Annotated in this window: 15 protein-coding genes; 7 read left to right on the top strand and 8 right to left on the bottom strand. The window is 62.6% G+C overall.

Features of this window, described 5'->3' with window-relative positions:
* Positions 1-147: 147 nt before the first annotated feature.
* The 3 genes from ACH49N_RS36000 to ACH49N_RS35990 all read right to left on the bottom strand — a co-directional run bounded on the left by ACH49N_RS36000 (position 148) and on the right by ACH49N_RS35990 (position 4,151).
* On the bottom strand, positions 148-1,452 hold the full coding sequence (locus tag ACH49N_RS36000; RefSeq protein WP_358277648.1) for an MFS transporter: 1,305 nt from the start codon (positions 1,450-1,452) through the stop codon (positions 148-150).
* 173 nt (positions 1,453-1,625) lie between these two features.
* Positions 1,626-2,987: a bifunctional 3,4-dihydroxy-2-butanone-4-phosphate synthase/GTP cyclohydrolase II gene (locus ACH49N_RS35995; protein WP_358277646.1), complete on the bottom strand. Its 1,362-nt coding sequence runs from the start codon at positions 2,985-2,987 to the stop codon at positions 1,626-1,628.
* A 90-nt stretch (positions 2,988-3,077) separates the two neighbouring features.
* Positions 3,078-4,151, bottom strand: coding sequence for an LLM class flavin-dependent oxidoreductase (locus ACH49N_RS35990; protein WP_109335999.1), 1,074 nt, complete (start codon positions 4,149-4,151; stop codon positions 3,078-3,080).
* A gap of 519 nt (positions 4,152-4,670) precedes the next feature.
* Between ACH49N_RS35990 and ACH49N_RS35985 the strand changes: the two genes are divergently transcribed.
* The 4 genes from ACH49N_RS35985 to ACH49N_RS35970 all read left to right on the top strand — a co-directional run bounded on the left by ACH49N_RS35985 (position 4,671) and on the right by ACH49N_RS35970 (position 9,847).
* A complete protein-coding gene (locus ACH49N_RS35985; protein ID WP_358277644.1) occupies positions 4,671-5,480 on the top strand; it encodes a crotonase/enoyl-CoA hydratase family protein in 810 nt (269 codons plus the stop codon).
* 288 nt (positions 5,481-5,768) lie between these two features.
* A complete protein-coding gene (locus tag ACH49N_RS35980) occupies positions 5,769-6,980 on the top strand; it encodes an acetyl-CoA C-acetyltransferase (protein WP_358277642.1) in 1,212 nt (403 codons plus the stop codon).
* A gap of 17 nt (positions 6,981-6,997) precedes the next feature.
* Complete coding sequence (locus ACH49N_RS35975; protein WP_358277640.1) at positions 6,998-9,148, top strand: 3-hydroxyacyl-CoA dehydrogenase NAD-binding domain-containing protein; 2,151 nt, start codon at positions 6,998-7,000, stop codon at positions 9,146-9,148.
* Between the two features lie 72 nt (positions 9,149-9,220).
* Positions 9,221-9,847, top strand: coding sequence for a TetR/AcrR family transcriptional regulator (locus tag ACH49N_RS35970; protein ID WP_397505082.1), 627 nt, complete (start codon positions 9,221-9,223; stop codon positions 9,845-9,847).
* 505 nt (positions 9,848-10,352) lie between these two features.
* Here ACH49N_RS35970 and ACH49N_RS35965 read toward each other — a convergent pair.
* Entirely contained in the window at positions 10,353-11,714 is a 1,362-nt protein-coding gene (locus ACH49N_RS35965) for a bifunctional 3,4-dihydroxy-2-butanone-4-phosphate synthase/GTP cyclohydrolase II (RefSeq protein WP_358277636.1), read from the bottom strand.
* A gap of 1,293 nt (positions 11,715-13,007) precedes the next feature.
* On the opposite strand from ACH49N_RS35965, the gene ACH49N_RS35960 reads away from it, so the two are divergent.
* The 3 genes from ACH49N_RS35960 to ACH49N_RS35950 are packed head-to-tail and all read left to right on the top strand — an operon-like array spanning position 13,008 to position 18,974.
* Positions 13,008-13,574 carry a flavin reductase family protein gene (locus ACH49N_RS35960; RefSeq protein ID WP_358277634.1) on the top strand — a complete coding sequence of 189 codons (567 nt, stop codon included), beginning with the start codon at positions 13,008-13,010 and terminating at the stop codon, positions 13,572-13,574.
* A complete protein-coding gene (locus ACH49N_RS35955) occupies positions 13,571-18,328 on the top strand; it encodes an AAA family ATPase (RefSeq protein WP_358277632.1) in 4,758 nt (1,585 codons plus the stop codon). Before ACH49N_RS35960 ends, ACH49N_RS35955 begins: the two co-directional genes overlap by 4 nt.
* Entirely contained in the window at positions 18,210-18,974 is a 765-nt protein-coding gene (locus tag ACH49N_RS35950; RefSeq protein WP_358277631.1) for a response regulator transcription factor, read from the top strand. Before ACH49N_RS35955 ends, ACH49N_RS35950 begins: the two co-directional genes overlap by 119 nt.
* A 1,219-nt stretch (positions 18,975-20,193) precedes the next feature.
* Here ACH49N_RS35950 and ACH49N_RS35945 read toward each other — a convergent pair.
* The 4 genes from ACH49N_RS35945 to ACH49N_RS35930 all read right to left on the bottom strand — a co-directional run.
* On the bottom strand, positions 20,194-21,345 hold the full coding sequence (locus ACH49N_RS35945) for an ABC transporter substrate-binding protein (RefSeq protein ID WP_358277629.1): 1,152 nt from the start codon (positions 21,343-21,345) through the stop codon (positions 20,194-20,196).
* Position 21,346: 1 nt separating this feature from the next.
* Positions 21,347-22,096: an ABC transporter ATP-binding protein gene (locus ACH49N_RS35940; protein ID WP_358277627.1), complete on the bottom strand. Its 750-nt coding sequence runs from the start codon at positions 22,094-22,096 to the stop codon at positions 21,347-21,349.
* Positions 22,093-22,875, bottom strand: a complete 783-nt coding sequence (locus ACH49N_RS35935) for an ATP-binding cassette domain-containing protein (RefSeq protein WP_358277625.1) — start codon at positions 22,873-22,875, stop codon at positions 22,093-22,095. The genes ACH49N_RS35940 and ACH49N_RS35935 overlap by 4 nt, the downstream gene beginning before the upstream one ends.
* On the bottom strand, positions 22,872-23,760 hold an 889-nt coding region (locus ACH49N_RS35930), incomplete at its 5' end, for a branched-chain amino acid ABC transporter permease (RefSeq protein ID WP_358277623.1). The genes ACH49N_RS35935 and ACH49N_RS35930, both read right to left, overlap by 4 nt.

Below are 23,760 nucleotides of genomic sequence, written 5' to 3'. Positions count from 1 at the left end.
CGCGTTGCGACACCGCAAGATCGGGAACGTGGGCCTACCGGAGCAGCCCTGCCCGTGCATGACAGGTCTCGTTCGACTGACCGTCGTCCATCGAATGCACCGACGCTCCACCCCACTGGCATCCGTGCCTGAATGTGCATTTCCGGGTCAATCAGGGCGGGGGCGGTCCCCCTCAGCCGAGGGAAGTGCGGCGAACGGCGGAAGTCGCCGGCCGGCGAGAATAACGAACAACGCCGCGGTGACCTGGGCACCGACCATCACGGACCAGGCAGCCGAGTACGAACTCGTCGCGATGATCACTCCCATGATCACCGGTCCGATCACGCCGCCGATGAAGTACGCACTTTGGACGATGCCGGAGGCCCGAGCCACCGCGTGCGGGTATCGGCACATGACACCATGAACAAGCAGTGAAATCCACGACCACCCTGGGCCGAGGGCGAGAAGAAGTCCGAGGACATATGTCCAGGAAGCCGACGAAGCGAGGAATCCGAAACCGACAGCCCCAGCCAACATCATCAGCCAACACATCGGGAACGGGTCCCAACCTCGTCGATCAACGAGTGCGGCACACACCAGTCGCAACACGATGGACGCACCCGCACCGGCAGATACTGCAAGGGAAGCATGATCGGAGTCCATCCCGGCTGCGGGAGCTGCCAGGACCATGAACGCGGTGGCGGCGCCCAACGCCAGATTCCCGGCCAGGACACCTACCATCATCACCGCCAGCGGACGCAGGGACGGAGCCCGCGGATTCGAGTCGGTGTGGTCCGCGGCCGGTGGGGTCGGTGTGGTCGGTGGTGTTTCGGCCGCGCTTTTCACCAACGGGGTGAGTAGGACAGCAGCGATTCCGCTCAGCACGAATGCGGATCGCCATCCGATCGAACTTTCGAATGCCGACCCGACTATCCCAGCCAACATCAAAGCTGCCACCGGACCGGTGCTGGCCACCGCAAAGGCGGATGCTCGACGGCGGGCCGGCACGGCCGACATGATCACCATGTTCATGGCAGGAGTGGCCAATGCGGGGGCGCACCCGGCGAGCCCGAGGGTGATTACCAGCGTGCCGGCAGAACGTGCGCTGCTGGCCAACAAGATGCAGAGTAGGAAAGCGAGGATGCCGGCGACCCGCAGCGCGCGAACCGGTCCCCATATATTCGCTTTAGAGGCCATCGGATAGGCCGCGACCGAGGCCACCAGCCAGAAAGCCGAAAACGCGAATCCGAGCACTACCGGGTCGAGTTGCAGATCGGACGCGATGGCGCCCGGCATCGAACTGACCAGGAAGCTGGGAAGGACGCAAACAGCGTTCAGCAGGACCGCTACCAGTACCTGGCGGGCAGCGTTCCGTGTAACCGGCGAAGCCGGCGTCACGGGTGGTGCTGTCCCGTCGTCGATGCGGTCCCGGCCGACTGGCTGCATCAGTTCACCGAACCGGTCACTGGTCATAGATCTTCCTCCGATGTGCTGCCTGCGCCGAACCACGCCTAAATCACGCCGAACCGCGCCGGCCGTCTCGATCGGGCAACCGGTGGCGGCCGCAGGCGAGCCAGCGCCAATCTCAATCTGCCCGTTCTGCGCTTAAAGCGCGGAACGGGCAGACCGGCCACCTGGATGCGGTGTTATAACATCTCGGTGCCGCTGGCAAGTAGCGGGAAAGCGGTCCCCAACTCGTGGTCGAGCCGGGTGCGTTTCGTGGTGAGGTAGGCGATGTTCTCCGGATTCGGGGTGATGACCAATGGTTCGCGCGCGACGACACGGACGTCGTGCGCGGCCAGCCCGCGACTCTTGGCGGGGTTGTTGCTCATCAACCGGACGTCGCGCACCCCGAGGTCTCGCAGGATTTCGGTACTGACCCCGTAGTCGCGACTGTCCACCGGGAGACCCTGCATCAGATTGGCGTCCACGGTGTCGAGCCCGGCATCCTGCAGGGTATAGGCGCGCAGTTTGTGGCTGAGGCCGATACCCCGGCCCTCGTGCCCACGGAGGTACACGATCACACCGCGTCCCGCTTCCCCGATCTTGGCCATTGCCCTGTCCAGCTGCTCCCCGCAGTCGCAACGCAGAGATGCAAAGACATCCCCGGTCAGGCACTCGGAGTGAACCCGGACCAGTACCGGCTCGGCGTCGCCCGATGTCGGGTCGGTCGATGCCTGATCGACTTTGCCGCAGACCAGAGCGACGTGCTCGACACCGTCAACGTGGGATCGATAGGTGATCGCGGTGAACTCTCCGTGCGGAGTGGGTACCCGCCCTTCCGCCTCGCGATGAATCGAGGCTTCGGTGGCGCGGCGATAGTCCACGATATCGGCGACGGAGATCATGGTCAGTCCATGAGTCTCTGCGAATCGGATCAGTTCGGGTCGGCGTGCCATGGCGCCGTCATCGTTGGTTACTTCCGCCAGCACCCCGGCCGGTGCGAGCCCGGCAAGTCTGCACAGATCCACGGCGGACTCGGTGTGCCCGGTGCGTTGCAGGACACCTCCCGCACGGGCTCGCAAAGGAAAGATGTGACCGGGCCGAGACAAGTCCTCGGGTTGCGTCGCCGAATCCACCAGAGCACGGATGGTCATGGCTCTGTCAGTTGCCGACACACCGGTGCCGGACGTTTTCGCATCAACCGACACTGTGAACGCTGTGCCGCGTGGATCGTCGCTGTCGGTGACCATGAGTGGCAACCGCAATTGGTCGGCGCGTTCGTCGGGAATGCCGACACACAGTATTCCGCTGGTGTGCCGGATCATGAAAGCAATGGTCTCCGGCGTGGCCTTCTCGGCGGCCATGATCAGGTCGCCCTCGTTCTCGCGGTCCTCGTCGTCTACCACGAGAACCATGCGCCCGCGCCGTAGTTCGGCCAGCGCGGTCTCGATCACCTCCCAGGAGCCACCCACCATGCCGTCCTTTCTCTCTTCTCTCGAGTTCTCGTCTTGTGCTGGGCTACGGAGCTCGCGCTGCGGGTTCCAATACGCCGACGTGTCGGGCATGGTGGGGGTCCTTTCGGGCACTGGTCAGACGGTGACGGCGGCAGCGGCGGCGGCTTGCTCGTTGATGCGCCGGTTCACCTCGGGGCTGACTTAGAGATCTTTGAACGCCGGCACGACTTTCTCGCCGAACAACTTCATGCTTGCCTTCACCTCATCGAAGGACTGACCGCCGTAAGAGCACAGGAACATCTGCTTGTAATCGCCGATCAGTTCGCGACGCATCTTGATTGTCTCGATGATCTGGTCGGGCGTGCCCTTCAACTGCAGGTCGGAGAATGCCTGGAAGCCAGCTTCTCGGCCGACCTCCCGCAGCATGTCGGCGCTATTCTGGTAGCTCTCATAGTTGTGAGTTTTTCCGAAGTGCTTGCCATCGAACTCGTAGTGGTCAACCATGGCGTTGTAAAAGGCACCCAGATATTTCTGCATGTGTGCCTCGACGTGGTCAGCATCCTCGTGGCAGTAAGCAAAGTCGAGAAGCACCGGCGCCGGCGGCTCCGTCTTGTGCGTCTCGCGATACTTCTCACGCCACTCGTCAAACACTGCGGCCTGCTGCTCGATCGGATACTGGTAGTTGAAGCACATGAGCGAGCCGCCGAACTCGGCGGCCTGCATTACCGATGGAGGTGACATCGCGATCGTGTGGAGGCGATCGTCCCAACTGTGGTCGGATCGTGGGTGGATGGTCGCGCGAGCCTGCTGGTAGTGCTTACCGTCGAACTTCTCAACGACGCCGTCACGCAGACCGCTTAACAGCATCTCGGCAGCCTCATCGTAGCGACCGCGCGAGTCTTCCATCTCAATGCCGAAGGTTTCGTACTCGACACGGGCCAACCCACGGCCGACACCGAGAAGCACGCGGCCGTCACTCATGATGTCGAGAATGTTCAGGCGCTCGACGAGGCGCACGGGATCATGGTGCCATGGCAGGATGATCGCTCCAGTGCCGAGCTGAATTGTCGAGGTGCGTGCAGCGATATGGTTGAGCACATCAAGGTTGTCCGGCGACATGCAGTACGGCGCATCGAAGTGGTGCTCCGGAGCCCACACCGAATCTAGGCCGCACTCCTCTGCATAGACGCCGAGGTCCACTTCGGCCTTGAACAACTCGGCCTCACTCATCGACTTGCCGGCCTGCGCGAATAGCAGAAGCGTTCCGAAATGCATTCAATTCTCCTTCTCGGTAGATTCTCCAAAAGGACCGAACACACGAACAGCCAATTGTGCGGAGGGTCCGGGCCAGGTGGAGTCGGATCGTGTACCGAGTGGATCGGTGTGCAGCCGCCGTGGTGGGCGGTACTTTGATCGGGACTGCACCTGGCCTGCATCAAGGGTGATGCACATCACTTGCCTGGCCAACCGGGGGCACTACGGTTAAAGATGCGGACCACGTCCGGGGAAAACACGGACAACGGTGCCGACGGTCATCCCGGATGTGGCGGCGCCACCACACGATTTTTGCGGCCACATCCTCCGTTCCCCGACGTGCACGGTAAGCCGATCGCCACGCCGAGGCGCACTCGCGCAGGAAAAAGCAGCTTCGAATGGTCGGCCACCCGCACGGGCGATGGGTATCAACGCCGCTTCGCCGCGTAACCGGCAGGAAGCCAGAGGCACTCCACCGCACAACGATTCGAGTACTACCTCGGACGCGAGACGAGGCATTCGGCGCGTAGATTGCACGGCATGAATGAAGAGAGAGTTCGTATCCGAGTAGGTGACAACGGTGTCGCAACGGTTGCGATGGTGCGCCGGGACAAGCACAACGCGTTGGATCGGGCGATGTTCGAAGGTCTGCGGCGCGCCGCCAGTCAACTGGCCGATGACCGGAAAATTCGGGCAGTGGTGCTTTACGGAGAAGGCAAGAGTTTCTGCTCGGGTTTGGATATCCCGAGCTTCCTCGCCGACCCTGTTGGAGGTATTGAGGCCCTGCTCGTCCGTGAACACGGACATGCGGCCAACTTCGCGCAACGCGCCGCCTATGACTGGTCCTGCGTTCCCGTGCCGGTGATCGCCGCAATCAGTGGTCACTGTTTCGGTGGAGGCCTGCAGATCGCACTGGGTGCGGACATTCGTATCGCGGCACCCGACGCAAGTCTGTCCATCATGGAGGTCAGGTGGGGACTCGTGCCGGACATGGCCATCACGCAATCGCTACCGCGAATTGTGGCCATCGATGTGGCGAAGGAACTTACCTTCACCGGTCGCATCGTCTCGGGCGCCGAAGGTGAAGCACTCGGTCTGGTTACCCGCACGGCAGACGACCCACTCGCTTCCGCGCTGGCTCTCGCGGAGGAGATCGCTCAGAAATCACCCGACGCGGTGCGCGCGGTCAAACATCTCTACGACCAGACGTGGGCCGGTACCGACGCTGCCGCAGCCCTCGTTCTCGAGACCGATCTGCAAAGAAAACTGTACGGAAGCCCAAATCAGATCGCCGCTGTTACTGCCGGCATGGCGAAACGGCCGCCGGTATTCGTAGACCCCGACCAATGATCGGCCGCTAGCTCTTCCAGTTTCCTCGGGTCCCCGACATGCGCCTCGACCGCCGGCATCTGTAATACCAGTGAGCCGAACTTGTGTGCGGTCGACGTCGAACCCGCGCTGTCACCCCCGCGCGGAGATCCAGTCAGTGTTGACTGCATCTTTGTCCGGCGGTATCGTGAAAGCTCGCGACGATGTTGCACTCGACCGCACATTCGCTGAACTTCGTCTCCTGGGCTTGGCACGACCTCACGCCGTTGCCTCCTCGGGGAAAGTACTCACAACTCGAGGAGAGCTGCCTTGTCTGAAGAGGCATTTGTATACGAGGCCATTCGAACGCCTCGCGGTAAGGGCAAGAACGGAAGCCTGCACTCGGTCAAACCGGTCGACCTGGTGGTCGGTCTCATCGATGAATTGCGCGCCCGGTTCCCGGACCTCGAACCCGGGTGCATCGACGACATCGTGCTAGGTGTGGTGTCCCCGGTCGGCGAGCAGGGCGGCGATATCGCCCGGACCGCCGCCCTGATAGCGGGCCTGCCTCTCACCGTGGCCGGACTCCAAATCAACCGATTCTGCGCCTCGGGCCTCGAAGCGACGAATCTCGCTGTCCAGAAGGTGCGGTCAGGCTTCGAAAGTCTCGTTATTGCAGGCGGGGTCGAATCCATGTCGCGGGTTCCGCTCGGCAGTGACGGCGGTGCCCTGTTCAACGACCCGACCACGGCCTACGATCTCCACTTCGCGCCGCAGGGAATCGGCGCGGACCTGATCGCGACGATCGAGGGATTCAGCCGCGAAGACGTCGACACCTACGCGGTACGCTCGCAGGCTCGCGCCGAGGTCGCCTGGTCCGGTGGATACTTCGCCAAGTCGGTTGTTCCGGTGAAGGATTTCAACGGTGTCCCGTTACTCGATCACGACGAACACCGACGCCCAGGTACCACCGTCGAGTCACTTGCCTCACTGAAACCCTCCTTTGCCGCGCTCGGCGAACAGGGCGGATTCGATGCTGTTGCGCTGCAAAAGTATACGTCGGTGGAGCGGATCAACCACGTCCATCACGGTGGTAATAGCTCCGGCATCGTCGACGGTGCAGCCCTGGTACTGATCGGCAACGAGGCTGCCGGCAAGCGGTTCGACCTCACTCCCCGGGCCCGGGTCATCGCAACCGCGGTGACCGGCGCCGACCCGACGATCATGCTCACCGCCCCCACCCCCGCTGCGCTCAAAGCGCTCGATGTCGCGGGACTGACGGTCGACGACATCGACCTGTTCGAATTGAACGAGGCGTTCGCCTCGGTGGTCCTCAAATTCCAGAAGGACCTGTCCATCCCGGACGAGAAGCTCAACGTAAACGGTGGAGCTATCGCGATGGGGCATCCGCTGGGAGCGACCGGCGCGATGCTCGTCGGCACCGTTGTCGACGAACTCGAGCGGCGCGGCGACCGGCGCGCGCTGATCAACCTGTGTGTGGGCGGCGGCATGGGTATCGCGGCCATCATCGAGCGAGTCTGAAAGGCAACGGCAACAACATGAGCGCAACATCAACCATCACATGGACGCAGGATTCGGACGGAATCGTCGTCCTGACCCTCGATGACCCGGATCAATCCGCCAACACCATGAACTCCCAGTACGTCGGATCCATGGGCGCGATCCTCGACCGCCTCGAGGCCGAGCGGGAATCCGTCACCGGTGTCGTGATCACCTCGGCGAAGAAGACCTTCTTCGCCGGCGGCGACCTCAACGACCTGGTCCGGGCCACCGCACAGGACGCGGTCAAGTTCACGGATTTCGCAAACGGGATCAAGGCCCAGTTCCGGCGTCTCGAGACCCTGGGCCGTCCGGTGGTGGCGGCGGTCAACGGCGCCGCCCTCGGCGGTGGCCTCGAGATCACCCTGGCCACCCATCACCGCATCGCCGTCGATTCGAAATCGGTGATCTTCGGACTGCCCGAAGTCACGCTCGGTTTGCTACCCGGTGTCGGCGGAATCACCCGGACCGTTCGGATGCTGGGACTCGAGAAGGCCCTGACGAGCCTACTGCTGACCGGAAAATCGTTGAGCCCCGCGACTGCGCAGACGCTCGGCCTCGTCGACGACCTGGTGGCCAGCGCCGACGACCTCGTCCCCGCAGCCAAGAAATGGATCCGCGACAACCCGGACGCCTGCGTCCAGCCGTGGGACCGCAAGGGATTTCGCATTCCCGGCGGCACAGTGCTCAATCCGACGGTGGTCGCCAACCTGCGCCGCACCACCGCCGGGGCACCGCTGGAGGCACCGCGTGCCATCGTCGCCGCGGCGGCCGAAGGCGCACTGGTCGACCTCGACACCGCAACACAAATCGAAACGCGCTACTTCGTCGGTCTCGTCACCGGGCAGGTTTCGACGAACATGATCAAGGCGCAATTCTTCGATCTACAGCGGATCAAGGCCGGCGACAGTCGACCGGCCGGGTACCCCCGGTTCGCCGCACAGAAGGTCGGCGTCATCGGCGCGGGCATGATGGGTGCGGCGGTGGCCTACGTCGCGGCGAAGGCCGGAATCGATGCCGTGCTGCAGGACGTGTCGATCGAGTCGGCTCGAAAAGGCAAGGCATACGCCGAAAAGCTGGAGGCCAAAGCGCTCGCGCGGGGGGCGACAACCGAGGAAAAGAGCGCAGCGCTGCTGTCTCGAATCATGCCCACCGACGATCCGGCCGACTTTGCGGGGGTCGACTTCGTCGTCGAAGCGGTATTCGAAAGTGTGGAAGTCAAACAAGCTGCCTTCAAAGCGATCCAAGACATCGTCGCCCCCGACGCCGTGCTGGGGTCGAATACCTCCACCCTGCCGATCACCACATTGGCCGAGGGCGTCGACCGGCGACAAGACTTCATCGGAGTACATTTCTTCTCCCCTGTCGAACGCATGCCCCTGGTCGAAATCATCGTCGGAGCGCAGACCGCACCGGCAACCTTGGCGAAGGCCTTCGATTTCGCGCAGCAGATCAACAAGACTCCGATCGTGGTCAACGACAGCCGTGGCTTCTTCACCAGCCGCGTGATCACGACGTTCCTCGACGAGGCGGCCGCGGCGATCGGCGAGGGCATCGAGCCGGCGGTTATCGAGCAGGCAGGGGCTCAAGCCGGTTATCCGGCGCCTCCGCTGCAACTGCTCGACGAACTGACGCTGACATTGCTGTGCAAGATCCGCCAGGAGACCCGTGCGGCGGTGGAGGCCGACGGCGGAGTGTGGGTCGAGCACGGTTCGGAAGCAGTTCTCGACCGGCTGGTAGAGGAGCTCGATCGTCGAGGCCGCTCGACCGGCGGCGGATTCTATGACTATGACGAGTCCGGTCGGCGTGTCCGTCTCTGGCCGGGCCTTCGCACCGCCTTCCGGTCCGGAAGCACCGATATTCCCTTCGACGACCTCAAGGAACGGATGCTCTTCGCCGAATCCCTCGAGACGGTGCGCTGCCTCGACGAAGGGGTCCTGACCTCGGTCGCCGACGCCAACGTCGGATCCCTGCTCGGTATCGGGTTCCCGGCATGGACCGGAGGCGTCCTCCAGTACATCAACGGCTACCCGGGCGGACTGCCGGCATTCGTCGAACGCGCCCGAGTACTCGCCACCCGATACGGGGCCCGCTTCGAGCCGCCCGCCTCCCTGGTGGCCAAGGCGCAGCGTGGAGAGACCTACGAGTAACACGTCAATTACCATCGGGTGGCGGCTCCGCGGATCAGGGCCGCCACCCCGTCGAGGGCCTTCTGCGGATGGATGGAGTTGATGTCGGTGCCGGCCGGTGACGTTTCGGTCAAGCTCACCCAACAACAACGGACCGCAATCACGCGCACGCAGATACTCGACGCCGCGGTAGCGGTGTTGTTCCGGGAGGGCTACTCCGCCACCACCACGCTCCGGATCCAACACGAAGCCGGAGTGTCTCGTGGCCGGCTCCTCCACCAATTTCCCTCACGCGAAACGCTGCTCGTGGCCGCCGTCCAGCATCTCGCGACCGCCCGTGTGGGCGATCTCAAACATCACGAAGACTGGCCCCCCGACCCTTGCGAACGGATCGATCGGGCAATCGACCTCATGTGGTCGACCTTCCGCCAACCGTACTTCTGGGCCGCCACAGAGCTGTGGCTGGCCTCGCGCTCCAACGAGAAACTACGCGAGGCACTACTGCCGCAAGAACGGCGCCTGGGCCAACTCGTACGAGAGACAACCGATGCGTTCTTCGGAAACCAATTGTGCTCACGACCCCGATACGAGGTGGTACGTGAACAACTCAACACCTCGATGCGTGGCGTTGCCTTGACCTATGCCCTCGACCGGCGCGATCCCACGACCGACCCACACCTGAATCAATGGAAACTGCTAGCCCGGGAACTGCTCACGTAGTGGTGTGCACATGGCCGCCACTGTCCGTGCCAGATGTGCCCGACCGCTGGAAAAAGTATCCAGCTGCAGTGGATACGGAGACAGCCGCCCGCGCCATCTGTAGGGCATTTCGATAAGTTCGACTCCCCAATTACTTTCCGTGCACCACGGCAATCGTAGGACGAGCACGCCACACTAGGGCGACGTTCGGCGCGCCAGATATACCTATGTCAGGTCATAACCTCGGTCGGGCGGTTGCCGCGTGGCCTCCGATGCGATTTTCGGAACACACTCCTGACAGAGCTACATACGGCCACACGGCGACGGGGGGCTATCCGAATCGACACGTGCGGTGCGTGACCTTCAGGTTCTGTCCGAGATCCGGAAGGTTCATGCGGACAATCTGGGGTTTATTGGGCCCGCTGATCGGGCCACCGGCGGCGGCCGCAGGCGAGCCGGTGAAATCTCGGTCTCCTCGTTCTGCACCACAGCGCGGAACGGGGAGACCGGCCACCTGGATGCGGTGTTATAACATTTCGGTGCCGCTGGCAAGTAGCGGGAAAGCGGTCCCCAACTCGTGGTCGAGCCGGGTGCGTTTCGTGGTGAGGTAGGCGATGTTCTCCGGATTCGGGGTGATGACCAATGGTTCGCGTGCGACGACACGGACGTCGTGCGCGGCCAGACCGCGACTCTTGGCGGGGTTGTTGCTCATCAGCCGGACGTCGCGCACGCCGAGGTCTCGCAGGATTTCGGTACTGACCCCGTAGTCGCGACTGTCCACCGGGAGACCCTGCATCAGATTGGCGTCCACGGTGTCGAGCCCGGCATCCTGCAGGGTATAGGCGCGCAGTTTGTGGCTCAGACCGATACCCCGGCCCTCGTGGCCACGGAGGTACACGATCACACCGCGTCCCGCTTCCCCGATCTTGGCCATTGCCCTGTCCAGCTGTTCCCCGCAGTCGCAACGCAGAGATGCAAAGACATCCCCGGTCAGGCACTCGGAGTGAACCCGGACCAGTACCGGCTCGGCGTCGCCCGATGTCGGGTCGGTCGATGCCTGATCGACTTTGCCGCAGACCAGAGCGACGTGCTCGACACCGTCCACGTGGGATCGATAGGTGATCGCGGTGAATTCTCCGTGCGGAGTGGGTAACCGCCCTTCCGCCTCGCGATGAATCGAGGCTTCGGTGGCGCGGCGATAGTCCACGATGTCGGCGACGGAGATCATGGTCAGCCCATGAGTCTCTGCGAATCGGATCAGTTCGGGTCGGCGTGCCATGGCGCCGTCATCGTTGGTTACTTCCGCCAGCACCCCGGCCGGTGCGAGCCCGGCAAGTCTGCACAGATCCACGGCGGACTCGGTGTGCCCGGTGCGTTGCAGGACACCTCCCGCACGGGCTCGCAAAGGAAAGATGTGACCGGGCCGAGACAAGTCCTCGGGTTGCGTCGCCGAATCCACCAGAGCACGGATGGTCATGGCTCTGTCAGTTGCCGACACACCGGTGCCGGACGTTTTCGCATCAACCGACACTGTGAACGCTGTGCCGCGTGGATCGTCGCTGTCGGTGACCATGAGCGGCAACCGCAATTGGTCGGCGCGTTCGTCGGGAATGCCGACACACAGTATTCCGCTGGTGTGCCGGATCATGAAAGCAATGGTCTCCGGCGTGGCCTTCTCGGCGGCCATGATCAGGTCGCCCTCATTCTCGCGGTCCTCGTCGTCTACTACCAGGACCATGCGCCCGCGCCGTAGTTCGGCCAATGCGGTCTCGATCACCTCCCAGGAGCCACCCACCATGCCGTCCTTTCTCTCTTCTCTCGAGTTCTCGTCTTGTGCTGGGCTACGGAGCTCGCGCTGCGGGTTCCAATACGCCGACGTGTCGGGCATGGTGGGGGTCCTTTCGGGCACTGGGTCAGACGGTAGCGGCGGTGGCGGCGGTCGTCTGCATCGTTGATGCGGCGGCGCGCTCGGGCGAAGTCGGTCATCGTGCGGCGGGCTGTGGTCGGTGGGCTTCAGGTCTCCATCAAGGGTGACGCGGATCACCTGTCTCGCCAACCGGGACTACTACGGTCATTGATACAGGCGGCGTCCGGGAAACTACGGACACGATTCGTCTCTCCATACCGGTGTGGCCGCGATGTCACACGATCCCTGCCGCCGCTTCCTCCTCTATTCCTCGCCGTGCGCGACAAACTCCCTCACCGCGTCATGGCACTTGCTCGAGCTCTACACGACGAAACTTCCAGCAGCCCCGGTATTCGCTGACCCAGACTGACGATCGTCGGCGTGGTACCTCGCGCGCGTACCAACGCGCAGTGCTTGGCGTAGCCGTGGCCGCGACCGGTCGGGTTGGCTCGTGCCGGTTCCGCCGGTGGCACCGCAACAGAGCAAGGCGATCGAAGACCGCATGGCCTCCGACCCTCCTCCCGACGCCGGACAGGACCCACCGACACATTGCGACGCAAGCACTTCCGGGCGAGTCCACGACTCAGGCGCGCATCCTGGACGAGTCAACGCGGAGGCCGGGTTGACGGATACGTCCTGCGCAGCTTAGACCCCCATCAGAGACTTGCCGAAGTTCACTTTCCAAGGAAGTTTCCCTCCCGTCGACGCGGCTCGGGCGCTATCGCGCAAAGCGGAAGGGCCGCATGGCGGGGCGCAAGTGCCGGGGCGAACCGAGCACTTCCAACACTGCCAATTGCTTTGCCATTTCCTCGGTGTCAATTCGGTCCCATGAACATCGAGCGCCCTCGAGGCCACCCCGGGCAGCGTATATTCATCCGACCTCGTGGGCGCCCTGTGGTGAACTGCCGGTCGTTGAGGTCGACGGCGCTGCGTTGTCTTTCCCGAAGTCGAAGAGCGTTAAGGCCCCTCAGTAGCACCGGCATTAGACGATGATGGAGCGCTACCGTAGGAGCGCGCAATCTGCATCTCGTGTTCTCGAGGCCGAGTTAACGAACTCAGTATTCGATCCCAGGCTGTTCGGACCTGCGTGCGCGCCGCAAGGGCCGGAAACGAGAGGGGAGATTTGTCGTTGGCCGAATCGTCAGCCTGGTGGCCCGCTCACGTGACGCATCGGCCCGCAGACCGGCATGTGCCGTAGTTTTTACGGTTGCCCGATGTGTCCTCAGTCACAACACTGGGTGGCGTTGTTCTGATCCAACAAACCTGGAGGCCTGGATGGAAACTGTCGGCATCGAGCAAGCCCGCTTCAGAAATGTGATGGGGCGTTTCTGCACCGGAGTCACCCTCATCACTTCGCAAGACCAGGAAGGACCCATCGGCTTCGCCTGCCAGTCGCTGCAGTCCCTGTCCCTCGAGCCACCGATGGTCAGTTTCGCCCCCGCACGCACGTCGACCTCTTGGCCCCGGATTCGTGACACCGGCAGGTTCGCGGTCAACATACTGACCGCGGAGCAGGGTGACCTCTGCGCCCAGTTCGCCAAGTCCGGCGGCAACAAATTCGCCGGTATCAGCTGGACATCCAGCGGACTAGGATGCCCCCTCATCGATGACGTTCACGCGTGGCTCGACTGCACGGTCGTCGACGAATTCGAGGCCGGCGACCACACCCTCGTGCTCGGCCTTGTCAACGAGCTCCACGCCGACGACTCGAACGACCCCTTGGTCTATTACCGGGGCGGTTTTCGAGCCTTGGAAACGGCCGGCGGCAATGCCGGCACTCATGCCGCAGCGAGCTCCGCTCAACCAGGCGCCGGTCCCGGTCGGTACAATCGTCGTCATTGAGGCAGGGAAGTGACGAGATGATCTCGGACGGACTTCCGCACGTCGGGCGTCACCGACTGACGCCGGTGCAGATCCTGACCCAGTCACCTGCCAGTGTCACGTGGCAGGTTCGCGACTCAGACGGAAACGACCAGGTTCTCAAGGTTGTGTCGGCGACAGAAGTCGACGAGCACTGGGTCAGCCTTTGGGTTGAGAACGCACAGCGGTCGGCGCGTTCACGCATACCGGGTCTACCGATGATCATCGACGTCGGGAGGGATGGCAACGGCGGGTACATCTTGCGCGAGTATGTCCCGGGCCGATCGCTCGCGGAGCATTCCGGTCCGCCTCGAGGCCGTGTACCAGTCGCAATCGCGATGGCTCGTACCTTGTTGACCGAGTTGGCCGCGGCTCATGCCTACGGGCTGGCCCATCTGGGTATCCGGCCCGGAAACATCATTGTTCCGGAATCAGCGGCCGACGTACGATTAGTCGATTACGGATCGGGAACCGGAGCCATTCCGTTGACGTCCGGTCGACGTGCGGTAGCCGCGGCCCGGTACCTCAGTCCGGAGCAGGCTGGATTGATAAATCGTCCGCCTAGCACCGCCTCTGACGTCTATTCGCTGGGGCTGGTCTTGTTCGAGTACTTGGCCCGCGAGCCGCTGATCAGTGGAAACGATCTCGGAATGATCCTGCGCGACCACCTGTCGGCGGTCAAGCCCAGCCTGGCCAAGTACAACCTCGACGTGTCGGCCGGATTCGAGGGTGTGCTGACCACAATGCTCTCCCGGGACCCCGATGATCGCTTCGAATCCGCCGCAGAGGCGCTTGCGGCACTCGAGCAACTGATGCCGACCCAAGCTGACGGCACGAGTTCCATTCTCCGTGATCACGAGGTGGCGTTGGTTGCGGTAAGAGAGCCGAGGTTGATCGGCCGCACCGGACAACTGGCTGAGCTGGAAGAAAAGTTGGCTGCGACGCGCAGCGGATCACCGCAAGCAGTGCTGGTGGTAGCCGACACCGGTGGCGGCAAGACTCGCCTCCTGGATGAGTTTGCGCAGCGGGCACAGAAGGCGGATTTCCGCGTCCTACGAGGCTACGGCGTCGACGGGGCCCTGCAACACCCACTGCAGCAACTCACAGGAATCGTTGACGACCTTGTCTCTGAAGTGGGCCGGCAACCCCGCTATGCTCAACTACTCTCCGATCGTCTGGCACCGCACACCCCCCAGTTGATGGACCTATTCCCCGCATGGTCGAACGTGGTTGGGCATCCCCCCACCAGCCCACTGCCTCCGCCATTCGAACCCGACGCGATGGCGAAATCGTCCGCTGCACTTACCGAGTTGCTGCGCGCGGTCGATTGCGACGGAAGGACCACGCTCATCCTTCTGGATGATGCACAATGGATCGACGGGATGAGTGCGAGAGCAGTTCGCAATTGGTGCCGTACTGCCGTCAGCGCCGAAGGCCGGGTAATGCTGGTGGCCACGGTTCGCCCCAGAACCACCGGTCCGGTACAAGATCTAGTCGAAAGCATGAACGAGTATGCCGCGGTCATCACGCTGCCGCCGCTCACCGCCGATCAGGTCGAGCAGATGATACGGACCATGGCGGGCGAACTCCCGGCCGAGATCCGGGACCTGGTAGTGAACTTGTCTGATGGGCAGCCTATTTCGGTATCAGAAACGCTGCGAGGGCTCGTCGAATCCGGGCACTTGCAAAAATCCGCTGATCACTGGGTAGTGGGGCGTCATCCTGATGACATGTGGGCGCCGGCGGAGTCTTCGGAAATGGTGCACCACCGAATGGCATTGCTGAGTCACGAAACACGAGGTCTACTACGGGCGGGAGCCGTGCTGGGCCGCGAATTCGAATCGAGCCTGGCCAGCCGGATAGTTGGCTGTTCCGACCATCACGCACGGCAAGCGATCGAGCAGGCCACCGAACGCGCGTTCATCCGGACCGTGGGACCCAACCGATGTGCTTTCGTCCACGACTCCCTGCGCGACGCGCTCCAGGCGGGCATTCCCGCAGAGCAGCGAAAGCAACTGCATCTAAAGGCCGCGGAACTGATCGAACAAGTCGAATCTGATCGGTGCTTCGAAATCGCCTTTCACTTCGACCAGGCCGATCACAGCGGGCGCGCCTTCGCCGCCGCTCTGGCTTCCGGGGATATCGCACGCGCACGATACGACCTCGAACTCGCCGAACGGCAGTACCGTATCGCCAACCGCGGCGTGACCGAGCAGGATGTCTCGACCAGGCGTGAGCTCGCCGAAAAGCTGGGACGCATCCTCGTCCAACGCGGCCACTACCGGGAGGCGGACACCCAACTCGAAAATGCCCTTCGACTAGCTACCGACGAGATCACTGCCGTGCGGATCAAGGGCTGGTTGGGCGAATCGAAGTTCAGAGGCGGAGATGTCGCTGCAGGTGACCGGTTCCTGGTCGAGGCTCTGGAAATGTTGGGCGAACGCTTACCGTCCGCACCTCGCCTCCCCCTCGCAGTAATCGTCGAACTGATGCGCAGGATTCGCCACGAGCTCATACCATCAGGGACTGGTGTGCAACCCGATCTGCAGGAGCAGATGAGATCGCATCTGCTCACCGAACTACAGTACCCGCGGTGGTTCGACCGGGCCCGTCTGAATGCATTGTGGCTCATGCTTCGCCAGGTGAACACCGCAGAGAAAGCCGGATTGCCGGCGCAGCTGGCACGGGCATACGGGATCTGGGGAGCCGGACTTGCTCTGACCTTCCCTTTCCTGTGGAAGCGCGGGTTGCGCTATGTTGAGCGCTCCGCCGACATCAGTGATAGGACAGGCGACCTCCGCGCCAAAGCGCATGCTGCCAGCATGCGCGGCTGTGTTCTGCAAGCCGGGGGCCGATACCGCGATGCCCTGACATCTCTCGACAGCGCAATCTCTCTCCACGAAAACCACGGGGATCTATGGGAGGCGTCCTACGCTGCCTACGTCCGGGCGACATGCCTCTATCGGCTGGGGGATCTCCGAGGCGCAATGGACGAATCACGACGACTGCGGGCCCTCGGGTTCGGCTTGGAAAGCCGTTACGCGCGGGTCGCGGCTCTCGAAATCGCCGCCAAGTGCACCTCGGGTCGAACTCCGACCGAGTCCCCGATCAGTGACGACCTCACCGAGCGGAATCTCGAGATCGTGGTGGCCAGCTGCCAGACAGACGCACTACGGTTACGTCATGCAGATCGTTTGCCCGAGGCTCTGGAGCGACTCGACACCGCCGTCAAGATCCTGGGACGAACGTGGCCGCACAGCACTTACCTGGCTCCGGCTTATGCGTGGCGGGCTACCATCAGTCGCGAGTTGGTCGAGCAATCGTTCCTGCCGGAAGACCGACGGCAGGCCATGCATCGCGCCGAGAAAGCCGCACGGAGAGCCTTGCGCAGTGCACGCATTTACCGAAACGATTTGCCACACGCACAGCGGGAGATGGGTATTGTGGCCGCATTGAAGGGTCGGATCCGCGCGGCTCGCCGCTGGTTCGACGCCAGCGATCGCGCAGCGGTCCGCGTCGAGGCTGCGGCGGAGCTGGTCGAAACCGCAAAGCAGCGAGAACGCTTCGGTCTCGGCTCCAGTGGCCAGGTCAGCGGTGTCGTCACTCGGGACCACATCGACCCCATGACCGATACGCCAACCCTCGGACTTGTCGATCGATTCTCGAGTCTGCTCGACCTCGGCGCCTCGATGGCTTCGGCTAGATCGCTGCCCGAGATTCAGGCGGCGATCCACGCTACGGCCGAAAAACTGTTGCGGGCCGAGACCTGCACCGTCCTCGGGCTCGGGGTCAGGGCCACCCCGTTTGATCTCGAAGACGTCCCTGAGGTCGGGCGACAGCTCGCCGCTACTGCGCTGCGTACCGGACGACCGGTCATTTTGCGGTCACCGGTAGCAGCTCGCGAGCACTGCCCCGATCCGCTGGCTCTCTACTCGGCACGTTCAGCCATGTGCTCGCCAATCCTCGTGGAGGAGCGGGTAGTCGGTGTGTTCTTTGCGACACATTCCACCGTCGGATGGCTTTTCGGCGAGGAAGAGGAACGCCTCGCCGAACTTGTCAGCAGACTCGCTGGCGCTGCGGTGGAACGACTCGCCCTGCAATGGCAGCGACACGAGGACATCACGGTCACCCAGGAAGCAGAACGGAAACGGGTGGCGCGCGATTTACACGACGAAATCGGCCAGCTCCTCACTTCCGCGCTCATCGATGTACGACAAATTGCAGCAACCACCGCTGGCACGTCCGATTCTGCCGTCGGGCATACTCGGCGGCTCGAGACCACCCTGCAAGCCGCCATCACTGCCGCCAAGAGAATTGCCTTCGAGCTTCGGCCCGCAGTCCTCGATGATCTCGGTCTGATCCCCGCACTCGCCCATTTGGCGGACCGGCACAATGCGTCGGACGACTTGGAGGTCGCGCTCGAAGTGGTGGACATGTCCGATGTGCCCCAACTTTCCCCAATCGTCGAAACCAGCGTTTATCGCATGGTCCAGGAGTCATTAACCAATGTCCGACGTCACGCAAATGCGACAGAGTGCACAGTGTTGCTGGCGCGATCAGCCTCGTCAATTCGTGTCGTCATCGAGGACAATGGAGCCGGCTTCACGCACGGGACGAGTGAAGGACTCGGGCTCAGAGGGATGCGCGAACGCGCCGAACTTGCCGGCGGCACCCTGCAGATTACCTCCGACGACGGAGTCGGCACTACGGTTGCATTCGAGATACCCATTGTCTGACAAGCGGATTCGTGTCCTCATCTGCGATGACCATGCCATCATGCGTGGTGGCCTGCGTCGCATCCTTGTCGAAGACGACAGCGTCGAGGTGATCGGTGAAGCCGCGTCGAGTGCCGAGGTGATCGCGGCAGTCGGCGCCGACCCACCGGACGTACTGATCATGGATGTGTCGCTACCTGATCGCGACGGAATCTCGACAATCAAGGACGTGCTGCGCGACCATCCTGAGATCCGTGTCCTCATACTTACGATGCATGACGAACCCGCTTATGTCAGAGAAGCCTTCGCTGTTGGTGCAATGGGATACCTCGTCAAGACCGAGGTCGATAGTGAGTTGGTTCGTGGCGTACACGAGGTGGCTGCGGGACGCCCCCATTTCGAACACAGACTCGGTGCTGCGGCACTCATGGGGAAGCAAGAGCAGAAACCGAATCAGCCGTCGCACCCGCTCTCCGAGCGAGAAGTCACGGTCCTACGCATGCTAGCCATGGGATACACGAATTCGGAGATTGCCCAAGAACTGGTTCTCTCGGTGCGAACAGTCGAGACCTACCGGGCACGGATACAACAGAAGACAGGCGTTCGGGGTCGGGCCGCAATGGTACGCATTGCACGCAAATGGGGAATTCTCAACGAGGTGATCTGACCGCAGGAACGACCGCCCGCCAAAGGTGTCGGCGAGAATTGTCGAGCAGGACCAATCCCGCGAATGCCAACGCTTACTGCATGACCGCCCGTGTCTGTTCAACTTAACCGAGTTCGAGGTCCGCCGAGAAGCGCGGGACCATCGAGGAGCAATCCCGATATTGAGCGCACTGGGGGAACTGAGCCGAGCAGGAAAGGGGATCGGTACCACCGCGGCGGCTGGAGTGTATTTCCGTCGAATTCGCGACGAGAGAAGGTGATATCGCGAAATTGATCTTCTCGGTAACGGCCTGCGTTGACTCAGGGGAGGGCCTCGGTTTCGGCGGCACAACTCGACGGCCGGCCGGGAACAGCGTGCGTCCACCAAGTCGGGAATCTTGGGGACATGCTGTGCAGCAGGAGATTCAGATGCGATGACAGGCACTGGGATGATTCGAGCGGCGAGGCCTTCGCAGTTCACCGATGCCACGGGATGGATGTGGGTGCGGAGCACCTGCCCGATCACCGCGGAGGCCTCGTCGAGAATTGCGGTACTGACGACTCCGGAGACAGTTGTGGCGATCCCCTCCCGGCCGCGACGCAGCGCCGTACCGGAGGATCAGCAAATCCCGCCGAACCTTTCCGGGTGAAATTATGCCGAATTAAGCAAGCTCGCCAAGAGCCTGGTTTGCGGGGCTCTTGCATGGCAGCGGATCACGCCAGAACGAGAAACCTCGAACGTTCGCCAACAGTTCGAACGCTAAGTCTGTTCCTCGTTGGTCAGGCCGAGATCGAGTAGTACTTCGCTGTTGAGGCTCGCTGTCGCCCTGCGTACAGACGTCGACCTGACGGGCAAGCTCGCCCACGTCGTGCGGCCGTCGTCTTCGTCCCCAAGCGCGTGACCAAGCCTTTGCGCTCCAGCGCATCCGCATCCTCCGTCGTGCTCCCTGCAGACAGTTGCACTCGCGTTTCGATCCGTCCGAGCGTGAGGCGCCCTTCTGCGAAAACACAAGCAAGCCCAGGACTTCGTACCGCGCATGGTTGAGCCGGTACTGCGCCAACTCCGCGTCCAATCGCTTGGCAACAGCTTTCTGCGCGCGAGACACCGAGGTGACAAACGCCATGCCTCGAGCGGGCGCGGAGCGCTGGGACTGCCCAGGCGGTCCTTGCCTGTCGAACGGGTCGGGCACCTGGTGTAACGCCCACCTGACTACTCGATCCCGGTTGCCACCCGCTCCATCTCATTGTGTAGTCACGAACTTACCGTTCTCGACGGTGACCAAGATCAGGCCGTCAGCTCCGAGGCCCACATGATTGGTCGCCGAGTACTGCAATGGCGCCGACGCGAAGCCCTCGATCGAACCAATTTTCTCGACATTCTCGACGAACTCCGCACCCGTGGTCGGGGCGTCTGCGAGCCCAGCCTCGAGAACTGCAACGGCCTGAGCAGCGTTGAAATTGCCGTGGTTCTTGATACCGCCGAGTGGCTGCATCAATTCCTGAAGCTTCAGTCGTGAGGACGGGTCGTCAGGATTGATCAGTGCTGCAGAGACCGTACCTTCGGCAGCCGGGCCCGCCACATCGATCACCGCCGACTGCACGACACCGGCAGTGGCGTAGATCGGGCCGTCGTAGCCGGCGTCCCGGATCGCACGCAGTATCGCCCCCTGAAGGTCGGCACCATTGGCCAGCATGTAGATGGCGTCCGGGTCATCACGCGTGATCCTCAGTGCCTGGGCAGACACATCTGTGGCCGTAGAAGCGGCAGTCACAGCGGCCAGTACCCGGATGTCCCCCGATTCCGAGGCTCGCGCCTGGAAGTCCTTGACGCCCGCCGCGCTCACCTCATCCTCCTGGCTGATCAGTCCGACGGACTTGACACCGTCCGCGATCATCCGGGGAATCACGGCATCGTTGTCATTGATGATGGTGTGCGGGATCATCAGCGTCGTTCCGAACCATTCGGCCTCCGGGTCGACGATCGCCGGATTGGAGCCGAGCGACAGTACCGCGACACCTCGCCGTGCTGCCGTCGGTAGGAACGCCAGGGTTTCACTACTCGTCGACCCCCCGATCAATACCATGACCTTCTCCGCTTGAATGAGGTCCGCCGCGACCCTCGTCGCCTCCGTCGGATCGCTCTTCGTGTCCTCGATGATCAGTTCGATGTTCTTACCGTCGATGCCTCCGGCCTCGTTGATGGCATCGACCCGTGCTTCCAGAGTGGTCTGCTGGGCTTGACCGAACGTGGCCGAGGCGCCCGTCAGGGCGATCGCTACGCCCACCTTGTAACTGTCTCCGTCATCCGACGACGAGGAGGCGCCACAAGCTGAAGTAAGCAATGCCGTCGCGACACCGATCGCACCCAGCCGTGACACAGTCGACTTCTTCATGTCAGTTCTCCATCTGTGCGTTGTTAATCTTGCCCATCTGGTCTTCGCCTCCGAGGTAGGCGTCCGCCAGCGTTTCCGGGTCGAGCAGCGACGTGCCGTCGCCGCGCAACGCGATCTCGCCCGCGATCATCACCGCGACCGAATCGGCTACTGCATTGGCCAGGACCAGATTCTGCTCGACGAGTAAGACCCCGACGCCGCGCTCACGCAGATCGCCGATCACCTCGCCGATCTCGTCGACTATTCGCGGCGCCAGTCCGGAGCTGGGCTCGTCGAGCAGCAGCACCGCCGGTTCGAGAATCAACGACCGAGCCATGGCAACCATCTGTTGCTCACCGCCGCTCAGGGCTCCCGCCGGCGCATCGGCCCGTTGGAACAACACAGGAAATGCCTCTTCGGCGAACCTCAGAGCTTCCCTGCGCCGACGTTTCGGCAAGAGAGTGGTGACCAACTCGAGGTTCTCTGCGACGGTCAATTCACCGAAGAGGCCCCGAGTGTCGGGAACGGTGACTATGCCTGCGCGAACTCGGCGATGGGAGGGCACGTTCCCTACATGGTTGCCGTCGAGCAGGATCGCCCCATCACCAGGGAGGGCGCCGGCGATGCGACGTAGCAGGCTTGTCTTTCCAGCGCCGTTGGGCCCGGTCACCACGGTGACACGACCGCGAAGGATATCGAGATCGACGCCGTGCACCACCTCGAGCGGGCCGTGCCGTGCCGTGACCTTGTGACACTCGAGACGACTGTTCATTTGCTACTCAATTCGCCCGTCGGAGTTTTGCTTCCGATGAAGGCCGCACGTACTTGATCGGAATCCAGGAAGTTGCCAGGTGATCCGGAGAAGATCACCGAGCCGCGGTGAAGAACCGATACGCTGTCGCTGACCCTCGCGACGAAGTCCAGGTTGTGTTCGATGAGAAGGACTCCGATCCCGTGCACGCACAGCGAGCGAAGCGTCTCGGCCAGCCGCGATCGGTCATCGAGACCGAGGCCGGCGACCGGTTCGTCGAGGAGTACGAACTTCGGTTGACCGACCAGGGAGCGAGCAACTTCCAGCAACCGCACATGTGCGAGGGACAGTTCTCCGACTCGACGGTTCGCGAGTCTCGAGAGCCCCACCTTGTCGAGAGCCTGGTCGGTCATCGATAGCACTTCGGCTTCACGACGTCTCACATTCGGCAACCTCAGAACAGCTCCGACCAGTGACGGCTTCCACTGTGCATAGGCACCCAGGGCTGCAGCCTCACGAACGGTGGATTCCAGGTCGACCCGAGGAGTTTGGAACGACCTCGTGATGCCCGCCTGTGCGCGCCGAAACTGCGGCAACTTCGAAATCTCTCGGTCCCCGAGGAATGTCGAGCCGGAGTCTGGGACAACGACTCCTGTCAAGCAGTTGAACAAGGTACTTTTGCCTGCCCCGTTCGGGCCCACCACTGTGGTCACTATGCCAGGTTCGACGCTGATCGATGCCTTGCTCAGGGCCTGGATTCCGCGGAATGCAACGCTGATCTCTTCTGCGCGTAAGTTCATGCTCGCCTCTCACTCGTGGACATGGACCGAGATGTAACGACACGATCGCGCCGGGACCACCACATCGCTGGCAGCGATACCAGGCCGTTCGGGAAGAAGATCAGCACGAATGCAAGAAGCAACCCGAAGACGACATTCTGCATGTCGGCAGGCACCGGCAGGACGTCTTGCACCAGCACGTAGAAAATCGCCCCGACGACCGGACCGATCACCGACCTTTTCCCGCCGACGATCACCATCAACAGGACCGCGGCGGACAACAGAAACGACAGCGATTGCGGCGCGACGAACCCGACATAGTGGGCGTACATCCACCCTGCGGCACCGGAAACTCCTGCCGCGATCGTGAAGACCACTGTCCGCTCACGCGCGACGTTCGCACCGACACTCTGCGCGAGAACCGAGTCGATTCGGATAGCATTGATCGCCCGACCCCGGGAGCCCGTGACTAGGTTGGCATATCCGGCCACAAGGAGGATCACGATCGCCCAAATTGCCGCATATGCTCCGACGCCGAATCCGACGAGGGGAAGCGGCTCGATACCAGCGATTCCCGCCAGCCCGCCCGTGAGCCCCGTAGCCCGAGCACTGACCTCGTCGATCACCTGTCCGAACGCGAGCGTTGCCAAAACCAGTGCCAATGGCGGCAACCGCAGGATGGGACGAGCCAATACTCCGGCCAGAAGGGCCGGCAGCAGCATCGAGCACAACAGAACAACTGGCCATGGAAAGTCTGTGTCGCGCGAGAGGGCGCCGGCTGTGTACGCACCTACCGCCGCGAACGAAGCCTGAGCAATGATCAGAACTTGTGGATCCCGGGAGGGCGTACCTTCCCGGATGATGATCTGGAAGGTATCCGAATTCTGATCAAGACCAGCGCGGCAA

It is taken from the genome of Rhodococcus sp. NPDC019647 (assembly GCF_044389235.1).
Lineage (GTDB): Bacteria > Actinomycetota > Actinomycetes > Mycobacteriales > Mycobacteriaceae > Rhodococcus_F > Rhodococcus_F oxybenzonivorans.
Note: the sequence above shows the minus strand (reverse complement) of the source record. Positions and strands in the feature narration are given on the sequence as shown.